Origin of the sequence: Thiocapsa roseopersicina (genome assembly GCF_900106925.1) — a bacterium.
In the GTDB taxonomy this organism is placed as follows: domain Bacteria; phylum Pseudomonadota; class Gammaproteobacteria; order Chromatiales; family Chromatiaceae; genus Thiocapsa; species Thiocapsa roseopersicina.
This window is the reverse complement of record NZ_FNNZ01000016.1, coordinates 90436-112922: the sequence shown is the minus strand read 5'-3', so window position 1 is coordinate 112922 and position 22487 is coordinate 90436. Positions and strand designations below refer to the sequence as shown.

At 64.0% G+C, this 22487-nt stretch carries 24 protein-coding genes and 1 riboswitch; of the genes, 8 read left to right on the top strand and 16 right to left on the bottom strand.

Annotation, left to right across the window (positions count from 1 at the left end; genetic code table 11):
- Window positions 1-1064: 1064 nt before the first annotated feature.
- The 10 genes from BLV04_RS24985 to BLV04_RS16505 all read right to left on the bottom strand — a co-directional run bounded on the left by BLV04_RS24985 (window position 1065) and on the right by BLV04_RS16505 (window position 8478).
- The gene (locus tag BLV04_RS24985; RefSeq protein WP_093034636.1) at window positions 1065-1511 is read right to left on the bottom strand and encodes a hypothetical protein; all 447 of its coding nucleotides are present in this window, start codon (window positions 1509-1511) and stop codon (window positions 1065-1067) included.
- A gap of 223 nt (window positions 1512-1734) precedes the next feature.
- Entirely contained in the window at window positions 1735-2019 is a 285-nt protein-coding gene (locus BLV04_RS16545) for a hypothetical protein (RefSeq protein WP_139191950.1), read from the bottom strand.
- A 127-nt stretch (window positions 2020-2146) separates the two neighbouring features.
- A complete protein-coding gene (locus tag BLV04_RS16540; RefSeq protein ID WP_093034630.1) occupies window positions 2147-2539 on the bottom strand; it encodes a GIY-YIG nuclease family protein in 393 nt (130 codons plus the stop codon).
- Between the two features lie 72 nt (window positions 2540-2611).
- Window positions 2612-3475, bottom strand: coding sequence for an SGNH/GDSL hydrolase family protein (locus tag BLV04_RS16535; protein WP_093034626.1), 864 nt, complete (start codon window positions 3473-3475; stop codon window positions 2612-2614).
- A 348-nt stretch (window positions 3476-3823) separates the two neighbouring features.
- Complete coding sequence (locus tag BLV04_RS16530; RefSeq protein WP_093034623.1) at window positions 3824-4504, bottom strand: Ion channel; 681 nt, start codon at window positions 4502-4504, stop codon at window positions 3824-3826.
- A gap of 372 nt (window positions 4505-4876) precedes the next feature.
- The gene (locus BLV04_RS16525; RefSeq protein ID WP_093034620.1) at window positions 4877-5470 is read right to left on the bottom strand and encodes a DUF2796 domain-containing protein; all 594 of its coding nucleotides are present in this window, start codon (window positions 5468-5470) and stop codon (window positions 4877-4879) included.
- Window positions 5471-5486: 16 nt separating this feature from the next.
- On the bottom strand, window positions 5487-5939 hold the full coding sequence (locus BLV04_RS16520) for a transcriptional repressor (RefSeq protein ID WP_093034618.1): 453 nt from the start codon (window positions 5937-5939) through the stop codon (window positions 5487-5489).
- Between the two features lie 4 nt (window positions 5940-5943).
- Window positions 5944-6804: a metal ABC transporter permease gene (locus BLV04_RS16515; RefSeq protein ID WP_093034613.1), complete on the bottom strand. Its 861-nt coding sequence runs from the start codon at window positions 6802-6804 to the stop codon at window positions 5944-5946.
- A gap of 4 nt (window positions 6805-6808) precedes the next feature.
- Window positions 6809-7615 carry a metal ABC transporter ATP-binding protein gene (locus BLV04_RS16510; RefSeq protein WP_093034610.1) on the bottom strand — a complete coding sequence of 269 codons (807 nt, stop codon included), beginning with the start codon at window positions 7613-7615 and terminating at the stop codon, window positions 6809-6811.
- The gene (locus BLV04_RS16505) at window positions 7612-8478 is read right to left on the bottom strand and encodes a metal ABC transporter solute-binding protein, Zn/Mn family (RefSeq protein WP_093034607.1); all 867 of its coding nucleotides are present in this window, start codon (window positions 8476-8478) and stop codon (window positions 7612-7614) included. The genes BLV04_RS16510 and BLV04_RS16505 overlap by 4 nt, the downstream gene beginning before the upstream one ends.
- A gap of 164 nt (window positions 8479-8642) precedes the next feature.
- On the opposite strand from BLV04_RS16505, the gene BLV04_RS16500 reads away from it, so the two are divergent.
- On the top strand, window positions 8643-9005 hold the full coding sequence (locus tag BLV04_RS16500) for a DUF1640 domain-containing protein (protein WP_093034604.1): 363 nt from the start codon (window positions 8643-8645) through the stop codon (window positions 9003-9005).
- Between the two features lie 388 nt (window positions 9006-9393).
- Window positions 9394-10077 (top strand): hypothetical protein, encoded by a 684-nt coding sequence (locus BLV04_RS16490; protein WP_093034598.1) that lies wholly within the window; start codon window positions 9394-9396, stop codon window positions 10075-10077.
- A 31-nt stretch (window positions 10078-10108) separates the two neighbouring features.
- Here the strand turns inward: BLV04_RS16490 and BLV04_RS16485 are convergent, their stop codons facing one another.
- Window positions 10109-10705: a TMEM165/GDT1 family protein gene (locus BLV04_RS16485; protein ID WP_093034660.1), complete on the bottom strand. Its 597-nt coding sequence runs from the start codon at window positions 10703-10705 to the stop codon at window positions 10109-10111.
- Window positions 10706-10858: 153 nt separating this feature from the next.
- Window positions 10859-11045, bottom strand: a riboswitch (yybP-ykoY riboswitch).
- Window positions 11046-11187: 142 nt separating this feature from the next.
- On the opposite strand from BLV04_RS16485, the gene BLV04_RS16480 reads away from it, so the two are divergent.
- The 6 genes from BLV04_RS16480 (at window position 11188) to BLV04_RS16455 (ending at window position 16262) form a co-directional block, all read left to right on the top strand.
- The gene (locus BLV04_RS16480) at window positions 11188-12237 is read left to right on the top strand and encodes a thioredoxin family protein (RefSeq protein WP_093034595.1); all 1050 of its coding nucleotides are present in this window, start codon (window positions 11188-11190) and stop codon (window positions 12235-12237) included.
- Between the two features lie 246 nt (window positions 12238-12483).
- Window positions 12484-12732 carry a hypothetical protein gene (locus BLV04_RS16475; protein ID WP_093034592.1) on the top strand — a complete coding sequence of 83 codons (249 nt, stop codon included), beginning with the start codon at window positions 12484-12486 and terminating at the stop codon, window positions 12730-12732.
- A gap of 24 nt (window positions 12733-12756) precedes the next feature.
- Window positions 12757-13134 (top strand): hypothetical protein, encoded by a 378-nt coding sequence (locus BLV04_RS16470; RefSeq protein WP_093034589.1) that lies wholly within the window; start codon window positions 12757-12759, stop codon window positions 13132-13134.
- Window positions 13135-13207: 73 nt separating this feature from the next.
- On the top strand, window positions 13208-13705 hold the full coding sequence (locus tag BLV04_RS16465; protein ID WP_093034586.1) for a DUF2919 family protein: 498 nt from the start codon (window positions 13208-13210) through the stop codon (window positions 13703-13705).
- Window positions 13702-14925, top strand: coding sequence for a YbfB/YjiJ family MFS transporter (locus BLV04_RS16460; protein ID WP_093034583.1), 1224 nt, complete (start codon window positions 13702-13704; stop codon window positions 14923-14925). Before BLV04_RS16465 ends, BLV04_RS16460 begins: the two co-directional genes overlap by 4 nt.
- Entirely contained in the window at window positions 14922-16262 is a 1341-nt protein-coding gene (locus BLV04_RS16455) for an MFS transporter (protein ID WP_093034579.1), read from the top strand. The genes BLV04_RS16460 and BLV04_RS16455 overlap by 4 nt, the downstream gene beginning before the upstream one ends.
- A 101-nt stretch (window positions 16263-16363) precedes the next feature.
- Here the strand turns inward: BLV04_RS16455 and BLV04_RS16450 are convergent, their stop codons facing one another.
- From BLV04_RS16450 to BLV04_RS16430, 5 genes are all read right to left on the bottom strand, one after another.
- Window positions 16364-17041, bottom strand: coding sequence for a BON domain-containing protein (locus BLV04_RS16450; protein WP_175534667.1), 678 nt, complete (start codon window positions 17039-17041; stop codon window positions 16364-16366).
- Window positions 17042-17117: 76 nt separating this feature from the next.
- Entirely contained in the window at window positions 17118-18941 is a 1824-nt protein-coding gene (gene oadA / locus BLV04_RS16445) for a sodium-extruding oxaloacetate decarboxylase subunit alpha (RefSeq protein ID WP_093034573.1), read from the bottom strand.
- A 25-nt stretch (window positions 18942-18966) separates the two neighbouring features.
- The gene (locus BLV04_RS16440) at window positions 18967-20385 is read right to left on the bottom strand and encodes an acetyl-CoA carboxylase biotin carboxylase subunit (protein ID WP_093034570.1); all 1419 of its coding nucleotides are present in this window, start codon (window positions 20383-20385) and stop codon (window positions 18967-18969) included.
- A gap of 123 nt (window positions 20386-20508) precedes the next feature.
- Complete coding sequence (locus tag BLV04_RS16435) at window positions 20509-20985, bottom strand: DUF29 domain-containing protein (protein ID WP_093034657.1); 477 nt, start codon at window positions 20983-20985, stop codon at window positions 20509-20511.
- A 156-nt stretch (window positions 20986-21141) separates the two neighbouring features.
- The gene (locus BLV04_RS16430) at window positions 21142-22485 is read right to left on the bottom strand and encodes a four-carbon acid sugar kinase family protein (RefSeq protein ID WP_093034567.1); all 1344 of its coding nucleotides are present in this window, start codon (window positions 22483-22485) and stop codon (window positions 21142-21144) included.
- Window positions 22486-22487: the final 2 nt, after the last annotated feature.

Here is a 22487-nt window from a genome sequence, read left to right as displayed (position 1 = left end):
GCCCACACCCCGGCCGCGCGAGACCGGGGGAGCGCTTCGCCGACCCCTATCACGCAACTTGATCGCGAAACCATCAAAATCGCTGACCGCACTCAACCCGCGCTAAACTTTAGGAGACCCGAGCAGAGCGGCCCTGCTCCGACGGTCTGCATCACTCCGAGGGCATGCGCCGCGAAGTGGCGTAGCCGTCTTCGCGGCGGTGTGCTAACTCGTTACCCCGGCGTCGGAGCCGGGCGCCCGATTCGCGGACCTATCAGCCGCGCCGACGCTGCGCGCGCCCGGCGAGACGCCCGTCAGGGCGGCGAGTCGCGCGCGGATGAGCCGACCCGACCTCGGCGCGGCAGGGTGGACCGAGGATCACTGCCGTGCGTGCGCACACCGGCATCAAAATCCTCGGGCTCGGCTGCCCCCGCCGGAAAGGAGTGACCGGCGTTGTTTGCCGGGCACGACCCGGCGGGGGCAGACGCACCTTTTGGAGCGCAGCGACCCCGCAGGGCCGGGGTGCGGGCCCTCCCGCATGAAAATCCTCGGGTCGTGGCCAACCGGCTGTTGGCGTCGTGTGCCAAGAGCCGGTTGGCCACGCTCGATCCACCCCCAGCGGGGGCCGGGGGGGAGATGTCCACATGGTCGTGCCCCTGGCGCCCGCCTTGCCGGCGCCCGACGGGGCCGCCACCACCCGAATCAGACTGCGGCGCCGTTGGGTGCTGATCTGCAAGGCGGGTGACAGGGGCACGCTCTTCATCTGACGAGGGTGCGCCGGACTGAGGAGCCCCGGACCGGAGCGCGGCGCCGGGTCAGGCGTTGTTTGCCTGTCCCGGTGCCGTGCGGAGGTGCGGGGCGGGGTGGCATCGGGATGAGCGTGCGCCGGACGAGCCGGGGTCTCGGTCGGGAAGGTGTTGCAGGCTATCGACTGGCCGTGACGAGACCGCCGCTGAGAATCCCTCCGGTTTCGGCCGCTCTTGCGGGGAACCAGCCACGGTGGACCATCAGGGCGGGTCGAGGCTCGCCGCGACCGCTTCATTCGTTGAAGCCAGGAGAGCGGGCGGGTGTGATTAGGGCCGGGTCTATCGTGATAGGCGTTCCGTCAGATCGCTGACATCCTGGATGATGCGAAATACGGCATCATCGACAGGCTCGGGTGCGTACTGATCGTAGGGCGCTGAACTGCCGTAGTCGTATCGATCCTGCTCGCTGTAGCCATAGCGATCCTGGTCCCTGAAGTCGTAGCGATCCTGCTCCCTGTAGCTATAGCTGTCGTCGTCGTCGTCATCGTCATCGTCATCGTCATCGTCATCATCGTCGTCGTCGTCATCATCGTCGTCGTCGTCATCGTCATCGTCGTACCCATAGCCGGATTGACCAGCTCGGTCCCGCCAAGCTAGCAGGAGGGGCTCACCGCGCGCGAGCTGAACCTGCGGCGAGTCGCCTTGGTGCGGTGGGTCGGCCAAGACGGTCGTGGTGCCGATCATGATCAAGAGCGTGGCGCCGAGGAGGCTGCGGTCTGGGGACATGGCTCGGATCTCCGTCAGTCGAGCGTCGGTTGGGTGGTGCGGTCGTGGCGAGGGTGGTGCCCGCGCCGGGGTGGTGCAAGGTTACGCGGGCGAACCTGAATGGTGGCTGAACCGGAGTGCGGCGTGCGCAGGTGGGGGCGGCTGGTATCGGGAGGAGGATCGAGCAGGCGTCGCGGTGCTCGCCGGTGGCTATCTGATCGCGGTCGTGCGGGAGAGCAGGCGATCAGTGCATGGACTCTTTTCGCGCCTCCTGGATGACCGCTTCCATGATCGGACAAGCAGGGGCGCCCATCTGGCGACGTTCGCGATACCACTCCAGGAGCAGGGCAGCAATCATGTCTTCCGTGAAGAGCGGTCGGTTGCTGCCGTCCTCGTACAAGGTGCAACCGGATGCCTCGGCTGCTTCGATCAGGAAGCCGGGCCGGAGGATCAGGGAGCCGTTCTCCGGGTTTCGGCCGATCACCGGCCATTCGGCGCCCTCGGGGATGCGTAGGATAATCTTGGTCATGAGGCGTTGATCCGGTTGGTGGCTGCCGTTGGCCGGGATCGGTCGCACCGAGGATCGGGGTACGTCGGCGGAATCATGGCAGCTCGGGAAACCACGCGGTGCCTGGTCCCAGGATGCGTATCAAGGTCTAGGGCTGCGGTGCGGCGTTCAGCTCGATCAGGTGTGTCGGGCAATCGCAGTCGCTTGAGCCGAAGCCGGGGAGTGGTCGACGCACTCCGGGGAGCCTGCCCAGGGCGTGTGCCCAGGCGTGCTCGCGTCGTTCGGTGCCGTAGACGATCCAGTAGCCGATGATCTCGCAGTGGGGTCTCAGATAATCCAAATGCCAGTGTGGGGACGTGGAGATCCGCTGGTGGTGTCTGCAACGTGAGGCGATCCCGCCGGGGCCGAGCGCGCTGCCGACGTAGATGAAGACACCGGTGCTCAGCATCAGGATTCCGAGTCGTCCGATCTGGACCGGTTCTTGATGGATCGGGGAAAGGAGTACGGCGTAGGTGCCGGGTAGGCTGGAGGGCACGCTCATCCCTGGGGTGTGCGCGGCAAGAGCCCTCGGCTCCGGGGGCAACACGGCGCCACGCCCGTGCTGTCGTCACCGTCAGTTACCCAGCAGCCCCTCGAGGACCGGCTCGATGCGCTTGGCGAGCTTCTCGTAGCCGCCGCCGTTGGGGTGAATCTCGTTCTGCCAGTCGTGGCTGTCGCCGCGGTGCCCGAGCGCGGCTCGGGTCAGGGTGCCGCGGGTGTCCACCACGATTAGATCGGGGATTCGATGCGACCCGGCGGTGAGCGCCAGGAGTCCGTTGGCCAAGCGATCGGTAAGGCAGTCGGCAAGCTCGACCCGGTCCTCAGGCGGAATCTCCCGATCGTTGAACGCCCGATGGAGCCAGGGACCGAGGCTCCCGAAGATGGCCGGCGCGTCGCGGGGCGTGGCGTAGTCATAGGTATGGGCGAGAATCGGCACCCCGCGGCTCGGGCCGCCGGGGACGTCGCGCATGGCGGCCATGCGCCGATATCCGTCTTGGACGTCCTCGATCAGGTCTTGGAGCGCCGCTTGGTCGCAAAAGTCGGCTGGGTTGCCGGGATGGGTCGGCCGGTTGTTCTTGGGCAGAACGATATTGCCGGCCGCGTTGATCAAATCATTGCCGCCGCCGCTCAGGAGGATGGCATCCCAGCGCTTGATCCCCGGCGAGAGCGCCTCGCGCAGCTGCTGGCTTCGGGCAATGCTGGCCATGCTGACGATGGTGTCGCCCGGCGTGCCGCAGTTGACGATGCGGGTGTGCTTACGGAAACGAAGCTCGAAGAGGAGGTTATAGGGGGGTAAGCCACTGATGGTGAACCAGGAGTCTCCTTCGGCGAGCAGATTCAGATCGGGAAACGTCGGGAACCCCTCATGATCGAACACTTGGCGGAGGTACTCGCGCCAGGTGACGATGGACGGACGGTGACGGCCTCGTCTCGACATGCTCGGCTCTCCTCGGAAGGTGATTCGGCTGGTCTTTTTGGCGGGTTGCCGCCTGGCGCGCACACATACCGCAGCCCGGTCAAATCCACAAACGTCGATTTCTGGTCGATGACGCGGGATGCGGTCCGCAGGGTGCGACCATCATCCGGGCGAGCTCCGGCGCGATGGCGTGGCCCGGCCGGACATCTCTAGTTATAGGTTTATGTCAACTCGGGTCATAGTGAAGAACTCGATATACCTGAGTGCATGACTTGACACAAAATGTGTTATTCGAAATTCTGGATTGCCCCGATTTGTCCCCTGGTCGCCGCCGGCTCGCGGGTTTTCCATTGCGCTTCACATGGGGGTTTACTTGTTTTTCGACTGCCCGCCGTCAGCAGGATGCGTCGTGAATCCGATCAGCCTCGTGACAACGGCGGCCAAGTACATCAAGCCCGCCATCATTTCAATGCTCGCCAATGCGCGCGCATGCGAAGACACGGCGACGACGTTTCCCATCCCGGTGCCTGTCAACAAGGCGAAACTCAAATGATTGAGCTCGGACCACGTCCTAGGTGTGGCATCGGAGCCGACTTCCGCGAAGGCATTCGGTTGAAGCGCCTGAGTCATCACAAACAGGTGCGTAAACCCCCAAACGATAAGGGTAAAGGTCGCGGCCGCCGCGAACAGCTCGTCGATGGTGGCGTTGTAATCTCCCATCATGTAAGCGATCAAGCTGCCGGCGGCATAAAAATAGAATATCGCTTCAAGTCCGGACGACCATGGCAACAGGTTCGGCATCTCATCGGTCATCTGCAGAATCAGCATCACGACGATCGGTATCGCCAGGCAGACGCTGATCCATGTCCATCCCGGGGTGTTTCGCACCATGTTCGTTGTAATGCCGAGCACGAGAAGGCCGAAAATGTTCAGCACAACATGGCTTACCGGCGATTGTTCAACGAAAGGGTACAGGAGTACGCCGAGAAGCTGCACAGCCAAGAGTACAGCGGAAGGGTGTCTTCGGGAGCGAATCAGGAGCTTTTCCATTGTCCCAAGTCCACATGCAAGGTTTGCGAGAACGGTTGCTATTCGATTCCGGGAGATAGACGCACGGCGGCGCGGTGTCTCGAGTACGCGTGTTTGCGTAACGCGCGATGCTTCCCTTGCGCGGGGTGGCCCGAATGGTGCCCGATATACCGCGACGGTTCGGAGCTATCCCGGAGCTCGTCAGGGTCGGGGCTTTCCTTTTGCCCGTAAGGCCCGACGAAACAACGCCGAAACCCGGGAGCCGACGCATCAAGAAAAATCTTAACCCGATGATTAGAGATATTCTTCACCTAAACCGCGCCAACTCCTACAGCGTTCGTCGCTCCGAGTTTAGCGACCCCCAGAAGCTGTCCGTCAAACACCGGGCGCGGTTTAGAGCGGCACGAAGGTCACGACGGGCGCACGCGGGGTGAGCTCCGCCCCACCCTGCCCCTCCGCGGTCACGTATTGAAACAGGACACGCTCCAGGGCCGGAAAGCCCGAGAAGAGGCCGAGCGCGGCCGAGCCCAGGGCTTCGGGTCTGTCGCAGACGAAGCTGTAGTGCACGACGAAGTCGGCGTGCCCGTCTGCGCCCTGATCGGCGTCGTGATCGTGCGCGTGCTTCGCCTCGCGGCCTTGTCCGGAGTCGGCAAACCCGGCATCGATCTCGGCCGTTTCCAACCGGCAGCCGGCCTCGATGTTCAGGCGGATCATGGCATCGCCGGCCTCGAGGTTCTCCGTGGCCAGCGCGAGAGTGGCACGTTCATCGTCGGTTCGCGGTGCACGTTCGAAACCGATCAGACTCGCCGCGGGGCTTGTCAGCTCGATCAGCACCTTGTTGCCCTCGGCGGCAAGCGTCATGTGGGCCATCCCGTGGACATGCGCGCTCTGGCGACGCTGCTCGGTGTCCTCGGCCGGCACAGTCGCGACGGCGAGACACATCGTGATTGCGGTCAAGGAGACGGCGTAGGTACGGATTCGATTCATACTGAGTCCTCGCGATTCAACGTGCTTTTTGCGCACAACCTGCACAGGTCCCGATCACTTCCACAACGCGCCGCTGCGGTTGAAAACCGCTCATGCTGGCCGCGGAGCCGAGGCTGCGTGCAATCGCCTCGTCCTCGATCTCGGCAACCGCGCCACAGCTCTTGCAGATCAGAAACTGGCTCGAGTGCGGATGCTCGGGATGGTTGCAGCCGACGAAGGCATGCAGGCTCTCGAGCTTATGCACCAGGCCCTGCTCGAGAAGGAAGTCGAGCGCGCGGTAGACGGTCGGCGGGGCCAGCGTCCGGGTGCCCTCACGCATGGCATCGAGAATCTCGTAAGCGCCCAATGGACGGGGCGACGCGCAAAGGATCGCGAGGACCCGGCGTCGCTGGGCGGTGAGTCTCACACCGCGCGCCCGACAGAGGACATCGGCGCGATCGAGCACTGCTTTGTTGGATATCGACGCCATCCGCCTACCCTCCCGTTGCGGTCAGGAGCCGACGTCGCCGCGCTCGGCGCCGCGCAAGAAAGCGGCTGAGAACCGCGGAGACGACATACACGCTCCCGGCCAGCAAAATCATGGTCGGCCCCGCGGGCAGGTCCGGCCCGTAGGAGAGCGCCAAACCCGCGGAGGTGAAGACCCCGCCGAGCAGGGTCGCGATCAGCATCATCCCGCCGAGCGAATGGACATAATGTCCGGCGATCGCCGCCGGAAGGGTCAGCAGCGCGATCACGAGGATCAGGCCGACGACCTGAATCAGCAAGACCACGGTCACTGCGACCAAACAGAGCAGCAGGAGATAGAAGAAGGCGACGGGTACGCCGCGCAGGCGGGCGAACTCCTCGTCGAAGGTCACGGCGAGCAACTGTCGGTAGAAGAGCATGACAGTGACCAGAAGCACCAGGTCGAGGCCGGCCATGAACCAAAGCTCGCGGCGCGGAACCAGCAGGATGTTGCCGAACAGAAAGCTCATGAGGTCGGTCGTGTAGCCGGGCGTCTTGGCGATAAAGAGGATCCCGATTGCCATGCCGATCGCCCAGAGTGCACCGATCAGAGTGTCCTCCTGGGCGTTCCAGGCGAGCCGCACCAGGCCGATCAACAAGGCCGAAAGCACGGCGGCGGCGAGCGCGCCGAGCAAGGGATCGAAGCCGAAATAGAGCGCAGCACCCATACCGCCCAAGACCGAATGGGCGATCCCGCCGGCCATGAAGGCGATGCGTTTGACCACCACGAAGGTCCCGATCACGCCGCAGCCTAGGCTGGCGAGGAGTCCTGCCAGCAGGGCGGTCTGCAGGAAGGCGTGTTGGCCGAGCGCCTGTAAAAAGTCCTGCATCGGATCAGTGCCCCTGGTGACCGAGGTTGTGAGCGTGTCCGTGTCCGGATCCCGCGTGCGCGACTTGGCGGACATTGTCGCCGTAGAGTTGATGGATCAGATCGCCGTCGACGCGCTCGGTCGTATGGCAGACCAGGGTGCGGTTGAGGCAGGCGACGCGATCCACGTAGCCCGAAATAAAGGCGATATCGTGCGAGACGACCAGGATGGTCAGCCGCGCGTTGAGTCGCGCGAGCAGGTCGAAGATATCGCCCTCCATGCGTTGGTCGATGTTGGCCGTGGGCTCGTCCAGGATCAGGATCAGCGGCTCGGCGACCAGCGCGCGGGCCAGCAGGACACGCTGCAGCTGGCCACCCGAGAGGGTCCCGATGCGCCGACGCGCCAGATCCAGCGCCTCGACCTCGGCCAGCGCCTGGCGCGCCGCGGTGCGGTCGCTTGAGCGGTACCAACCGAGCATGGGTCCGAAGCCAAGCCGTCCGGTCAGGACCACCTGCTCGACCGAGATCGGGAAGTCCCGCGGAAAAGTCGGAAATTGGGGCACATAGCCGACACGACGCACCGCTTGGCGCGGCGTCTGTCCAATCACCTGAATGCTCCCCTGCTGCGGCTCGAGGAGTCCGAGCACGAGTTTCAGGAGCGTGCTCTTGCCGCCGGCATTGGGGCCGACCAGACCCACGAACTCGCCGTCGAGGACCTCCAGATCGACCCCCTCGAGGACAGGCGACTCTCCATAGGAGAAGCCGAGATCACGGATTGAGATGACGGGTTGTTTGGGCGATTCCGTCCGCACTTCGCCGCTTCCGACGATCATGGCGCGCCGGCACCTGCGATAAGATCGGCAACCTGCCGAAGATTCTCGAAATAATCGCCCGACAAGGGATCGATCACCGCTACCCGGCCGCCGATCGATCGCGCGACCTGCTCGGCGGACGCCGGGTTGAGCTGAGGCTGCACGAAGATGACCCTTATACCCTCCCGCCGAGCCTGCTCGATCATGGCGGTCAAGGCACGCGCACCCGGCTCCTTGCCCTCGCGCTCGATCGCGACCTGCTCCAGACCGTAGTCCTCGGCGAAGTAGCCCCAGGCCGGGTGGTAAACCATGAATCGGCGGTTTTCCACGCCCGAGAGTCGCTCGCGGATCTCGGTATCGAGCGCATCCAAATCGGCGGCAAAGCGATCGTAGTTGGCGGCGAAGTCCGCGGCGAACTGCGGAGCCAGATCGATCAGCGCATCGCGGATCCGGGCGCCCATGATCCTCACGCGTGCCGGACTCGTCCAGACATGGGGGTCGAAGTCGCCATGATCATGGTCGTGACCATCGTCGCCGTGGTCGTGCTCCGTGGCCTTGCGGCGCACATCGAGGCCGTCTCGGGCGTCGAGCACGCGCATGTGCGGATTGGCTGCCAGCAGGCGCGGCATCCAGGCATCCTCGAAGCCGACACCGACACGCACGTAGAGATCGGCATCGGCCAGGGCCGCAATCTGGCGCGCGGTCGGCTCGTAGGCATGCGGGTCTTGCCCGGGCCGCACCAAGGCGTTGACGCGGACATGCTCACCGCCGATGCGTGACACGAAGGCCTCCTGCGGGGCCACCGTGACGAAGACCGTCAGCGGATTCCCCCCATGCGCGAGGCAGGGGATCACGAGCAGGATAAAGAAGAGGCGACGCAGCATCGGTGGATTGCCCTCGTTGGATCGGCCATCGTCAAACCGTTGGATACAGTATAACGTCTCGTACCGCCTGGCCAGAGACCCGGCGCAGAGACTCGGCGCCTCCCGCTTTGATCGCGACCTCGGATACACTGTCGCCACGATCGGTCGACGGAAGGACGCCTGCCATGAGTTCTGTTGTCGAGCTTTACGAAGCACTGGCCAGCGCGCCGGACGAACGGGCGCGTGCGCGAGTCATCGCCGAAGCCTTTGAACGTCTGGAAGAGCGCTATCCGCATCTGCCCGAGTTGGCGACCCAGGGCCATCTGCGCGAATCCGAGCTGCGGCTGACCCGAGAGATCGAGCAGGTGCGCGCGGATCTCACCATCCGGATCGAGCAGTTGCGCGGCGAGGTCAAGACGGAAATCGAGCAGTTGCGCGGCGAGGTGATGGCCGCAATCGAGCGCAGCCGCAACACCCTATTGCTGTGGCTGATCCCGCTTTTATTCGCCCAAGTCGGGGCGATCGCCGCGCTGGTGAAGCTGCTTTGAGCCATGTTGAGCCGCGTCCGGTTAAACATGCGCCGTCGTCGCGTAATTCGGCCTTGGACAACCTCGGAACCGCAGGTGCAGACGCAGCTCAAGTGTATCGATTTTGCTCTTTAAAGCGCGCCCAGCGTGGTATGCGATGTTTTCGGATGGGATCGACCCCGGCCGACTTGACGACCGTTGGAGTCGGCGCGGTTTAACATATTAAAAAAATTAAATTTTAAACCGCGTCTCACCGAGATCGAGGACATCTCCAAAGCCAAACGCAAAACGCAAATGTCGCATGTCGCTCTGGACGCGGTTTAAGCCGCTTCGACTCGTCAACTCGTCAACGCCGCGACGGGTGGGGTCTGCGGCAACGCTATCGGTCACCTCGGACGCGGTTACACCTATGACCATCTCATCGCAATTGCTTTGGGCCGCCGGCCTCAGCCTCTACGTCCTCGCGATCCTCTTCGTGACCCGGATTCCCTACCGGGCCATGGTCGCACGCGGGATGGAGCCGATCCGAGCGGTCTACTACAACCGTAAGATCGTGCACATGCTGGCCGGCGGCGTCGGATCCTTGATGGTCCCCTTGGTCTTCGACAGCCCTTGGTATCCGCTGATCTGCGGGCTCCTGTTGACCCTGCTCACCTACGGCGCCCATGCCACCGGTCTTCGGTTTTACTGGTTCCAGACGGACGAGAACCGCAACGATGTCAAATTCGCCCTCATGTGGGCCCTTTCGGTCGCGATCCTTTGGTGGCTGCTCGACAATCCCTGGCTCGCCATCCTTCCGGCGCTCTACATGGCGTTCGGCGACGGGGTGACCGGGATCGCGCGCAACCTGCTGGTACGGCGTCGCTCCAAGAGTCCGATCGGCAATGTCTTCATGCTCATCGTCTGCGCGCCCATGGGTTGGGTTATCGGAGGACTCGCCGAGCCGGCCATCCCGGTCTGGGGCCTGATCTCGGCGATCGTGGCAACCTGGATCGAGCGCTACGAGCTCGGCCCCATCGACGACAACATTCTCATCACGGTCGCCGCGTCGGCGGTGCTTCTACTCGGGACCTATGTCGGCCCTTTGGTGTAAGGGCTGCGGCACGCCCGAGCGCGCCCACAGATCAAAACACGCGCGTCAGCGCGATCCCGGCGAGAATCAGAAACACCACACCGCTCAGCTGATGGAGTCGCTGCAGCGGCATGACCTGCAGCAGGCGGCATCCGACCCAAACGCCGAGCGCGGAGGTGAGTGCCAAGGCCAGGGTTGCACCGGTCCAAACCGCGACGGGCGGCAAGGTAACGGCCAAGCCGGCGACCGCCAGCTGGGTCTTGTCGCCCATCTCGGCAAGAAAGATCATCGAGAAGGTCGCCATGACGATACCGTGATGGCTCCAGTTGCGCTGCGGCGCGTCGTCGTCGGCCTCTTCGGCGCGCAGCGCGAGCACCCCGAAGACGGCGAACAGGATGGCGACGACGCCCGCCAGAGCGCGCTCCGGGATCCACTGCGCGAGCCCCACGCCGAAAACGACGGCGAGGCTGTTCAGGACCACGAAGGCCGCGACCGCACCGATCAAGACGGGCCATCGACGATGACGGGCCGCCAAGGTCATACAGACCAACTGGGATTTGTCGCCCAACTCGGCCAGAAAGATCACGCCGAAGGTCGTGACCGCGGCCCAGAGCCATCGGGAGAGCTCAGAGAAGGCGAGATCGCTCACCGCGAAGCCCTCTGCGCACAGCCGATGGCGCCGAGGAGTGATCGAGGCTCGCCGGAAGAAACGGGCGCAAAGCATAGGATGTGGCACGCGGAGACGAGACGTCTCGGGCGGCGAAAAAGCGCGGGAAGATGATGCATGACGTGTTGTCGCTGGGGGTCGGGCGAGAAAACCAAGGACACGGCATCACACGCCCAACCCCTCGCCGGACGTGATACCGCACCCAAGGTCTCGTCAAGCCGACCGGCCGCGCGTGCCATGGCGTCACCGCCAAGTGTGTTGACACGAGCCCCTTGATCATGACAGAGGCCACGACGCAAGGACGACTACTCCCCTCAAGAGGGCGCGAATTTAGCGAGCCGCTGCGGACCTGTCAACGGCTCTTGCGCGTCGGCGCCCGCGCGGGAAATAGACCGAGCCTTTCCCGGCAACCGTCCTCCCGGTTAGGATCGGCAACCGAACGCACCGTACAGGAGACGCTCTCGATGCTCGGCACAACACCGAAATCCCCGACAAGGCTTCTGACTCTTTGCTCGCTGCTTGCAGCCCTCTGCGCAGTCCCCGCCGCCGCGCAGGACCAGACCTCGACCGGCGAGGTCACGGGCGCCAAGATGCTCAGCCATCCGAGCTGGTTCAAAGAGAGTTTTCTCGATCTCCCCGAGGACGTGAGCGAGGCCGCCGAATCCGGCAAGCATCTCATCCTCGTCATGGAAATGAACGGCTGCCCTTACTGCTACAAGCTGATCCAGGAAAACTTCGCGACCTCGCCCTACCGCGACTTTATCCAGGAGCATTTCGAGGTCATCGCCCTGAATACGAAAGGCGATCGCGAGGTGGCCGTGACCGAGGAGATGTCGATGTCGGAGAAGGAGGTGGCGGAGCTCTATCAGGTGTGCTTCACCCCCACCGTCGTGTTTCTGGACGCATCCAACCGCCCGGTCGCGCGCGTCAGCGGCTATCGCAACCGCGATGACTTCAAGGTCGTCCTCGACTATGTGCAGGAACGGGCCTACCTGCAACAGTCGCTGAACGACTATGCCGCCGCCAAACGCCCGAGCGAGGTGTACAGCTTCCGAGAACATCCGCAGATCCGGACGATCGAGGATCTCGCGAACGTCACCGACCGTCCCCTCGCCCTCTTGTTCGAGGACGTTGCCTGCGTGGCCTGCGATGCACTGCACGACGGTCACCTCGCCGACCCTGAGATCCGGGACATCCTGAAGGGTCTGACCCTCGTGCGTCTCGACACCCGCTCGGAGACACCTATCATCGACCCCATGGGCAACGCAACCACACCGAAGGCGCTCGCCGAATCTTTGGGCATCCAATACACCCCGAGCATCGTGCTGTTCGACCGGGGACGCGAGATCACCCGGATCGAGAGCATGCTCTACCGCTACCACTTCGGCGGCGTCTTGGAGTATGTCGCCGGCCGCCACTACGAGCGCTACCCCGACAGTCCGTTCGACTATATCGACGTGAAGACCGCCGAGCTCACGGCGGCCGGCAAGGACGTCTCGATCGCGGACGAGTGAGGCGCTCCGCACACGGGGAGCGCCGTGCCGGATCCCGGGCGCGCCGCGCGACGCTGACCATCCGGGTCACATTGGCGCGGCCCATGTCGAGCGAGTCCGTCGCGAAGTCGGGCAGGCGCAGAGTATGATGATCTAGATCAGAGAGTTAGGCTGGAACTGTAGATTTGGCTCGCCGAATGCTTCGTACGGTCAAAGCCACCGAAGACGCTCGCCAAGAGCGACACGCGCCACTGAGGAGCGACGGCCATGCTCTGCGTTTTGGAGGAAAGGTTTCCACATGTCATCAAACGCCTCGATCTCGTCTGGGGCGACCCCGACACGTTTGACGCGATGTTCTCCGATCTCATGCTCGACAAACGCGGAGACCGCACCGGGTGGCCGCTCGATGCCTGGGCGGAGCTGAATTTTCTTCAGTCCGTGCATCACTTGGCGTACGGTGTCGCGCAATATCGAGCGTTTCAGCCCGATCCGTTCGACCCAAGCTGGGTTCGATGAGTATCAACCCGAGGAGAACGACTCATGCAAGCACTCGAGCACACACGCCGGCGGACCACCCTGGCCGTGACCGGCGTCATCATGCTGGCGCTGTCCGGCTGCGGCGGCGACCTGGTCGCACCGGATAGCCTGATCGAAAAGCCGGGCGTAGAGAACTTCTACAATCAGATCGCCGATGCCTGCGGGCATCACTCGCTCGGCAATCAGCCCCTGAACTATGTCATCAACATCAGCAACGGCGACGACAACGACTATTTCCTCGACGAGACCAGCAAGCTTTATTACGGGCGCATCGACCGAAGCACCTACGCGACCGACATCAACGGCTTCTTCCCGACGGGTACGAACACCCCTGCGTTGAACTGCATCTATGCACAGCTCGACCAAGCGCCGCCGCCTTGAGCCCATCCGCCTGCTTACGCGCCGACTCTAGCCTCCCGTCGGGGAACTGCTCGTCGTCCGCTGCGGGGGCGTCATGAGCGTCGCGCATCCGGATCGCCGGCCGCGCTACGCCAGCCATCGCTACGACGACGACCTGCTCCTGAAGGTCCCGATCCTGCTCTGGCTGGCACTGGTCTTCCTGGTGCGCCATCTGCTGCTCTTGGGGATCACCTTTCTGCCGACGACCGGGGAGGAGATCGAGGTGCTGCGCAACCTCGTGCGGCCCGAATTCGTCTTCGCCGATCTCCCGGCGGCCCTCGTCATGGCGGCGGGATTCCGACGGCGGCGACCCTGTCCGGACTGGGTGCGCCGCATTTGGCGACATGCACGGGAGATCCTCAGTCTGTCGATCGTCATGTATCTCGGTCTCCTGGTCGCGACCTTGGCAGGCTCGAGCCTGCCGCTGCGCGATGCGATCGACGAGCCGCTCTTGCTCTCGCTGCTGGCGAGTCTCGCGGTAGCGGTCTACCTCTGGCGCTCGCGTCTCGTCGCGGATGTCGTTCGGGACTGTCCGGGGCGCCACGACGCGTGAAACATCTCGACCATCAACCCGACCATCAACCAAGCCACTGGAGCGTTCTGGCATCCGGGGTCTGTGCCCTGATCCTGACCATGGGCGTGGCGCGCTTCGCCTACACGCCCATGATCCCGGTTCTGCAAAGCGAGACCGGCATGGGCGAGGCCCTCGCCGGCTGGCTGGCCGGCTGGAACTATCTCGGCTACCTGTCCGGGGTCTTGATCGTCAGCCGACTCAGGGATCTTCGGATCAAGGACCGGCTCTATCGTGCCGGCCTGCTCCTGGCCGTGATCACGACCCTGATGATGGCAATGGGGGAGTCGCCGATCCTCTGGGGCGTCAGCCGCTATCTGGCTGGGCTGAGCAGTGCTGCGGGGCTGATGTTGGGCTCGGGTCTGATCCTCAATTGGCTGATCCGACATGATCATCGCAGCGAGCTCGGCGTGCATTTCAGCGGGATCGGATTGGGGATCGTGGTCGGCGTCCTGGTGGTCGCCGGCGCGGGACTCTTCTGGTCCTGGCAAGGACAGTGGCTCGCCCTGACACTGGTCGGCGCCGTCCTTCTGATCCCGGCGTGGCTGGGACTGCCCACGCCCGATCGCGGTCAACCCCTCACGCCCCGCCACCTCGGCGCCTCGCCCGAACCCGGCGCATCCTGGTTGTGGCTGCTCCAAGGCGCCTATGTGTGCGCCGGATTCGGCTATGTCATCAATGCGACCTTCACGGTGTTGATCACCGAGCAGCAGCCGCTCCTGCAAGGTTTGGGCGATTGGATGTGGCTTCTGGTCGGTGTGGCCGCGATCCCGGCCCCGATCCTCTGGGACCGAATCGCCCGCCGCTTGGGTTATCTGCGCACGCTTCAGGTCGCCTATGGCCTCCAGATCATCGGAATCGTCCTGCCGGTCGTCAGCGGGTCACTCGTCGCCGCGATCCTGAGTGCCGCCTTGTTCGGATTCACATTCATCGGCATCGTCTCCTTGGTCCTGACCATGGTCGGGGTACGCTATCCCGCGCACCCGGCGCAGATCATGGCGCGCTTGACCCTGGGCTACGGGATCGCCCAGATCCTCGGCCCCGTCCTCGCGGGCGAGGTCGCCGAGATCAGCGGAACCTTCAACGGATCCCTGCTGGTCGTGGCAGGATTGATGGTGCTTGGGCTCATCTGTCTGCAGATCATGACCCGGCTCGCGCCGAACCCGCCCCAGAGCACACCCACCCATCAAGGGCCGACATGACGACACGCATCCGCGCATCGAAACGCGAGATCTTTGGTTGGGCGATGTTCGATTTCGCCAACCAGGCCTATACCCTGCTGATCATCACCGTCGTCTTCGGCGACCTCTTCACCCGGGTCATCGTGGGCGATGCACCGGATTATCGCCTCGGCAATCTGCTCTGGAGCCTGGCGCTCTCCACAAGCTATCTGTTGGTGGTCGTCTGCTCCCCGGTCGCCGGCGCCATCATGGATTACACGGCGAGCAAGAAGCGCTTTCTCTTTGTGAGCTATCTGCTCACGGTGGTCGCAACGGCGGCGCTCTATTTCGTCGCACCCGGTTATGCCCTGCTCGGCGTGCTGCTCCTGATCGTCTCGAACTTCGCCTATTCGATCGGCGAGTCGTTCATCGCGAGCTTTCTTCCGGGGCTCGGCCCGCCGGAGGACCTGGGCAAGATCTCGGGATTCGGATGGGCGCTTGGGTATGTCGGCGGCATGGTCTCGGCGGTCTTCGTGCTGCTGGTCCTCGGCGACGTCAGCGCCGAGAACTTCGAGCGTATCCGTTGGGTCGGGCCCTGGGCCGCCGCCTTCTTCCTGATCACGGCCATTCCGACCTTTCTCTGGGTGAAGGAGCGCGGTCGGGCGCGCGCCCTGCCACCCGGAACCGGCATCATGCGAGTGGGCATCGCAAGGGTCCGCCAGACGCTGACCCGTCTGCGCACCCATCGCGATCTGGGCGTGCTTTTCGTCTCGGTCTTCTTCTCGATGAGCGGCATCTACATCATCATCGCCTACGCCTTCATCTACGGGGCGCAGGTCATCGGCTGGGACGAGTCGGTGCGCACGCTGATGTTCGTCCTCGTGCAGATCACCGCGGCCGTCGGCGCACTCGGATTCGGATTCATCCAGGACCGGCTCGGGGCGTTGCGGACCTATGTGATCACCTTGGTGATGTGGATGCTGGCGATCGCGCTCATCTATCTCACGCCGCTCTTGAGCGACCTCGCCCGTGACGTCCTGGGGCACGATTGGCCGGCGCAATACATCTTTCTGGTGGTCGGTTGTGTCGCGGGGCTGAGCCTCGGCGCCTGTCAGTCCGCCACCCGCACATTGGTCGGACTCTTCTCGCCGCTGTCGCGCTCGGGCGAGCTCTTCGGCTTCTGGGGCCTGTCCATGAAGCTGGCCGGGATGTTCGGACTGCTTGCGATCGGACTCCTGCAGGTCCTGGTAGGACTGCAGACCGCGATCCTCTTCTGCGTGCTGCTGTTCGCGGTCGCCCTGGTTGTCGCCTTGCGCGTCGACGAGGGCCGCGGACGCGCGGTCGCTGCAGCGCATGATGCCGGGGAGATCATCTGGTAGGTCACTCGATCGATTCGCCTCGTCATACGGATCGAGAGCCGTAGGGGCGGAGCGCGAATCTCAGGGTAGACAACCGGTCCGACGGGCCTTCCGACGGGCTCTCACATCCGAGGAGCGACCACCAGATCGTTCTCGACGCGCTCGACGCCTGCAGTATCTGCCGCGATGAGGCCTGCGTCGCGCTTCTGCATCGATGTCGGCACCTGGCCCTTCAGTGTGGCAATGCCCGAGTGGCTCGCCACACGGATGAGTGCATGATCGATCGTGCGGTCGAAGCTCAAGGACGCGGTGATGCGGGTGGTAATCCACGAATCGAAGACTCCCGGATCGGACTTGTCCGGTAATGGGTCACCTTGATCAACGCGGCTCGCATCCGGATCGACGTCCAATCGATTGTCGACACCGACAACACCTACCATGCGGGAGGCGGTGCGGTGGGCCATCTCCTTTTCTCGCCGAGTGCCGACGACGCCCGTCAAGATGACCCTCTCGTCGCCGACGTCGACATGGATCGTTCGGCTGTTGGTGGTCTTGCTCCAAAGAAGGCGCAACTTGATCTTGGTCCCGGTGTCGGCCTGGTCGATCCAGCGATAGAAGGCGACCTCGGTCGCTGTGCTTTCGCCGGCCTCGGCAACCGCATTCATCTGGCCGACGGGCCTCTGCGGCGCCGACGGCAATCCTTCTCGGGCGGACTGCTCGGACAAATCCAGGCCCCACGTCGCGCCGCTTCCCGAGGACAGTGCCGCGGCGGCGATCAAGATCGCGAATCTGGCGGTCAACCCGTCCGAAGTCATATACGGCCTCTTCTCGGCAGGATCTCAAAATGCGCGGCCTTTGGTTCTCGACAGACGCGGTTTAAGCCGCACCGATCTCGAGCAAGACCTCGTCGGGATTCACCGCATCGCCCTTGCTGACGAAGATCCCGGTCACGGTTCCACCGATCGGCGCCTGAATCTCGGTCTCCATCTTCATCGCCTCGGTGACCAAGACCGACTGACCTGCCGTGACCGTCTCGCCCTCCTTGACGAGGACATCGACGATGTTGCCCGGCATGGAGGTGGTTACGTGACCGGGCTGAGTCGGCTTCGGCCGCTTGCCGGCGATCGCCTTCTTCACGGCGCCGTCCGCGCCGCCGGTCAGGACGACCTCGTCCAGGGTCTCGACCAACACCTCTTCGGGGATGCCGTCGATGTCCAGATAGAAGTGGCGCTCGGTGAGTCCCTTATGGCCTGCGCCCGTCACCTTGACGTGGTAGGTCTCGCCGTGGACGGCGATATTGAACTCGGTCGGCGCGGATTGAGCACCGACGGCGCTCGGCGGCGGCTCCAGCGGCTCCGGATGCAGCGTCCCGGCGGCACGGTGCTCGAGGAAGGCCCGACCGATCTCCGGGAACATGGCATAGGTGAGCGTGTCCTCCTCGGAGGTCGCCAACCCCTCGATCTCTTCGACCAGACGTTCAAACTCCGGCTTGAGCAGGTCGGCCGGTCGACACTCGACCAGCTCCTCGTTGCCGATCGCCTGCTGCTGCAGGGTCGGATTGACGGTGCCGGGTGCGCGCCCGTAACGGCCCTGAAGATAGAGCTTCACCTCGTTGGTGATGGTCTGGTAGCGCTTCTCGGTCAGGACATTGAGCACCGCCTGGGTGCCGACGATCTGCGAGGTCGGGGTGACCAGCGGCGGGTATCCCAGATCCTCGCGCACGCGCGGGATCTCCTCGAGCACCGCGCTCATCCGGTCCAGTGCGTTCTGCTCCTTCAACTGGTTGGCCAGGTTGGAGATCATGCCGCCGGGCACTTGATTGACTTGGACCCGGGTATCCACGCCCGTGTAGTCGCTCTCGAACTGGTGGTATTTCTTGCGCACCTGATAGAAGTACATGCCGACCTCCTGGATCGCTTCCAGATCCAGGCCGGTGTCGTACGGGGTTCCCCGCAGCGCGGCGACCATGCTCTCGGTGGGCGGATGGGAGGTGCCGCCGGCCATGGACGAGATGGCGGTATCGACGGTGTCGCAGCCGTTCTCGATCGCCTTCAGATGGCACATGTCGGCCAGGCCCGAAGTCGCGTGCGAGTGCAGGTGAAGCGGCAGATCGACGCTGTCCTTCAGGGCCTTGACCAGGTCGGCGGCGACAAAGGGCGTCAGTAACCCTGCCATGTCCTTGACGGCGATGGAGTCGCATCCCATCGCGGCCAGCTCCTTGCCCATCCGCACGAAGCCGGGCACATCATGGACCGGGCTGACCGTATAGCAGATGGTGCCCTGTGCGTGCTTGCCGGCGGCCTTGGTCGCCTCGATCGCGGTCTTGAGGTTCCGCAGATCGTTCAGGGCATCGAAGATGCGGAAGACATCCATGCCGTTTTCGGCCGAGCGCTTGACGAAGGCGCGCACGACGTCGTCCGAGTAGTGCCGGTAACCGAGGAGGTTCTGACCCCGCAGCAGCATCTGCAGCCGGGTATTCGGCAGCGCCTCGCGCAGCTTGCGCAGACGCTCCCACGGGTCTTCCTTGAGGAACCGCACGCAGGCGTCGAAGGTTGCGCCGCCCCAGCATTCCAGGGACCAATAGCCGATCGCATCCAGCTTCGGACAGATCGGCAGCATGTCCTCGGTGCGCATACGCGTGGCGATCAGAGATTGATGAGCATCGCGCAGAATGACATCGGTGATGTTGATCTTGGGCATGTGTCGATCTCGGCTCGGTTCGGTATTAAAGACCCGCGTGCGCCGCGACGGCGGCGGCGAGGGCGGCGGCGATGTCTTCGCGGCGGCGCTTGGTCGAGTAGTTCAGAAGCTCCGGGTGCGACTCCAGGAATCCGGTATTGAAATGCCCGGAGCGAAAATCCGGATGCCGCAGGATCTCCTGATAGAAGGGGATCGTGGTCTTCACGCCATAGAGCCCGATGTCCCGCAAGGCGCGGTGACCGCGGTTGACCACGTCGTCCCAATTGAGGGCCCAGACGATGACCTTGGCCAGCATCGAATCATAGTGCGGCGGAACCGTGTACCCGGTATAGATGGCCCCGTCCGTGCGCACGCCCGGACCGCCGGGCGCGTAGTAGCGGGAGATACGCCCGAAGCTCGGGAGGAAGTTGTTCTTGGGATCCTCGGCGTTGACGCGAAACTGAATCGCATAGCCGCGCCGTGCGATCTCATGCTGCTTGAAGCGCAGCGGAAATCCCGCCGCGACACGGATCTGCTCCTCGACCAGATCCACACCCGTGATGGTCTCGGTAATGGTGTGCTCGACCTGGATGCGGGTATTCATCTCCATGAAGTAGAAGCGTCCGTCGTCGTCCAGCAAGAACTCGACGGTGCCTGCATTGGTGTAGCCCACCGCGCGCGCCGCGAGCACCGCCAGACCGTTCACGTACTGGCGCTGCGCCTCGTCGAGCTGCGGCGAGGGGGCGATCTCGATCAGCTTCTGGTTGCGCCGCTGGATGGAGCAGTCGCGCTCGAACAGATGCACGCAGTTGCCGTGATGATCCCCGAGGATCTGCACCTCGATGTGCCGCGGGTTGACCACGCAGCGCTCCAGGAAGACCTCTGCCCGTCCGAACGCCTTGGTCGCCTCCGAGATGACGCGCTCGAAGTTGTTGCGCAGGGCTTGGGGGTCGTCGCAACGACGGATCCCGCGCCCGCCGCCGCCAGAGGTCGCCTTGAGCATCACCGGATAGCCGATCTCCTCGGCACAGCGCAGCGCGGCGTCGAGGTTTTCGAGATTGCCGGGGCTGCCGGGCGTGACCGGAACACCGGCCTTCTGCATCGCCAACCGCGCCTCGGTCTTGTCGCCCATGCGGGCAATCACCTCGGCGGTCGGACCGATAAAGGTCAGACCACGCCGCACGCAGGCTCGCGCCAGCTCCGGGTTTTCCGACAGGAAGCCATAGCCCGGATGGACGGCGTCACAACCGGTGGCGACAGCGAGATTCACGATGTTGTGGACGTTGAGATAGCCGGCTAGCGGGTCGCTTCCCAAGCAGTAGGCCTCGTCGGCCTTCTTCACGTGGAGCGAATGACGATCGGCGTCCGAGTAGATGGCCGCCGAGCGGATGCCCATCTCGGCACAGGCGCGAATCACACGCACCGCGATCTCGCCGCGATTGGCGATCAGGATCTTTCGAAGCATCGGTTTGCCTCTGGAGCGACCGTCGAAACGGCCAAGGAAACGGGGCGAGATCGGCTCGCGTCTATGCTGCTGCGCAGCAATATAACGAATGGGGTGGATTCTGCAAGAGATTCGACGGTGGGATTAAGACTCCGGCCAAAAACCATCGTCGAGCAACTGCTCGATTGCGTAGGGGCAATCCTGCGGAAACGTCGCCTCGGGAAGCCCGGTTTCGGCGAGTGCGTTGCGACGGGCAAGCGGGTAAGCCTTGTCGATGAGAGCCGGCAAGGCCGGGCGCAGACTCGGGCTATCGTCGAGGATCTCGGCAGCCGCCGCACGGGCATTGTTGACCGAGAGCCGCCAACTCGGGCCACGTAACCCGGGCTGAAACTGCCATTTCAGAAGGTGCAGCATCAGGTTGCCCAGATGGCTCGTCAGGGACCGACGCTCGCTTTTTCCCAAGTCCTCCAACTCCTCGGCAAGGTGCAAGGCGTCCACCTGCGAGAGACAGCCTGCTCTGAGTAAGGCGGCATTCGCCGCCGCCCACCCGACCAGGTCGTCGTCGTAGGCGGGATAGGACGCGCGAGCGTCATCCTGCACAATGGGTTGCGGTCTCGGCATCGCCCGGCCCCGGATCATATGTTGACATCCATGAGTATGGTCGGCACCGATACAGCCCGTCAAACCACCACAACTCCAGTTTAAATCCTCTAAACCGCGTCGACTCCGAGGTCTGGAAGTCGCGCTGAGCTCGCATCCCCGTGAAGACGTCGTGGGTCACCTTTGGCGCGGTTTAGAGTCTGCGAGGATCTCGTAAGCTTCCGCCAGCGCCTCGTCCCCGCCCACATTGCCGGGAAAGATCACCACCGGCAGATCCGGATACCGCGGATGATCCTCCGGACAGCGCACCACCGAGCAGCCGGCGCGGATCTGTCCGAGCACCCTTGCGGTGCGCAGTGCCAGACCCCGGCTCAGGGTATCGTTGGAGGTGATGCCGCCCTTGCTGATCAGGAAGCCGATCTCCTGCGGGAGATTCCGTACGATCTTGACCAGGAAACCGGAGACCTGCTCGCCGAAGGCAAGCCGCTCCGCCGTGCTCGGGAACTGTCGCTCGCCTCGGCTGGTAAAGAGCACGACGCCGCGTCCCTCCTGTTGGGCGGTCTCGAGCCGTCCGAGTAGATCCTTCAGCAGGACATCCTCCTCGGCGATCAAGCGATCCAGGTCGATCTCGACCGGGACGACGTCGGTGTGATCGATGAGATGCCGAAGCTGTCGGGTCGACTTCTCGACATGCGATCCCATCAACACCACGCCCGAGCGTCCGTCGCGGACATAGGTCGACATAGCCGCCGGGGCGACCGGCTGGGGCGGCAGTGCAGCGAGCGCGGTGAGCAGGCTCGCCGCGCTGCGAAACAGGAAGCGCTTGCCCTCCCCTGCCGCGTCCAGGACCTGGCGGGCAAAGCCGTCGAGATCCGACTGGCGCTCGGCATCCACAACGCCGCAGACGTTCCCGGTCAAGGCGCGCAGCCGTGGTCCCAAGTCGCCACGGACATCCTCCAGACCGAAACGCTCGACGGCCTGCGCCGCGATGCGCCCGCCGGTCTTCTCCTCCACATAATCGGGCAGAAAGGCATGGCTGAATCCGAACACCGAGTCACGCGCAAACTCGGTCTCGTTGACCGGCACCGGCACCCCGTCGACGATCAGATAGTGGACCCCATCGCGCGTGATCCGCCCGCCCTCGAAGAAGGCCGGCACCAGGAAGTGGGCATCGAAGGGGCCGAGCTCCTCGGCAATGACATCCGTCTCCACCGGATAATGGCCGCGCAGGGTGGAATCCGAGCGGCTGACGATCAAAGGTTGGATCCCCCGCCCGTCCTCCGCGAGCCGATCCATCGCCGTGCGCAGATTCACGCAGATCTCGCGCGTCACCCGCGCCGCCTCAGCGGCGTCCATGCCGCGCGTGTTGCTCAGGACGAAAAAGAGCGGCGACGCGTCCTGGAACGCCTCGATCAGGGTATCCGGATCCCAGCGCGTCAGCAGCAAACAGCCGTGGACGGTTTGGGACCCGGTCGGGTCGTCGTCGATGACGATGATCTTGGTGTTTGAGTGGCTGGTCATGA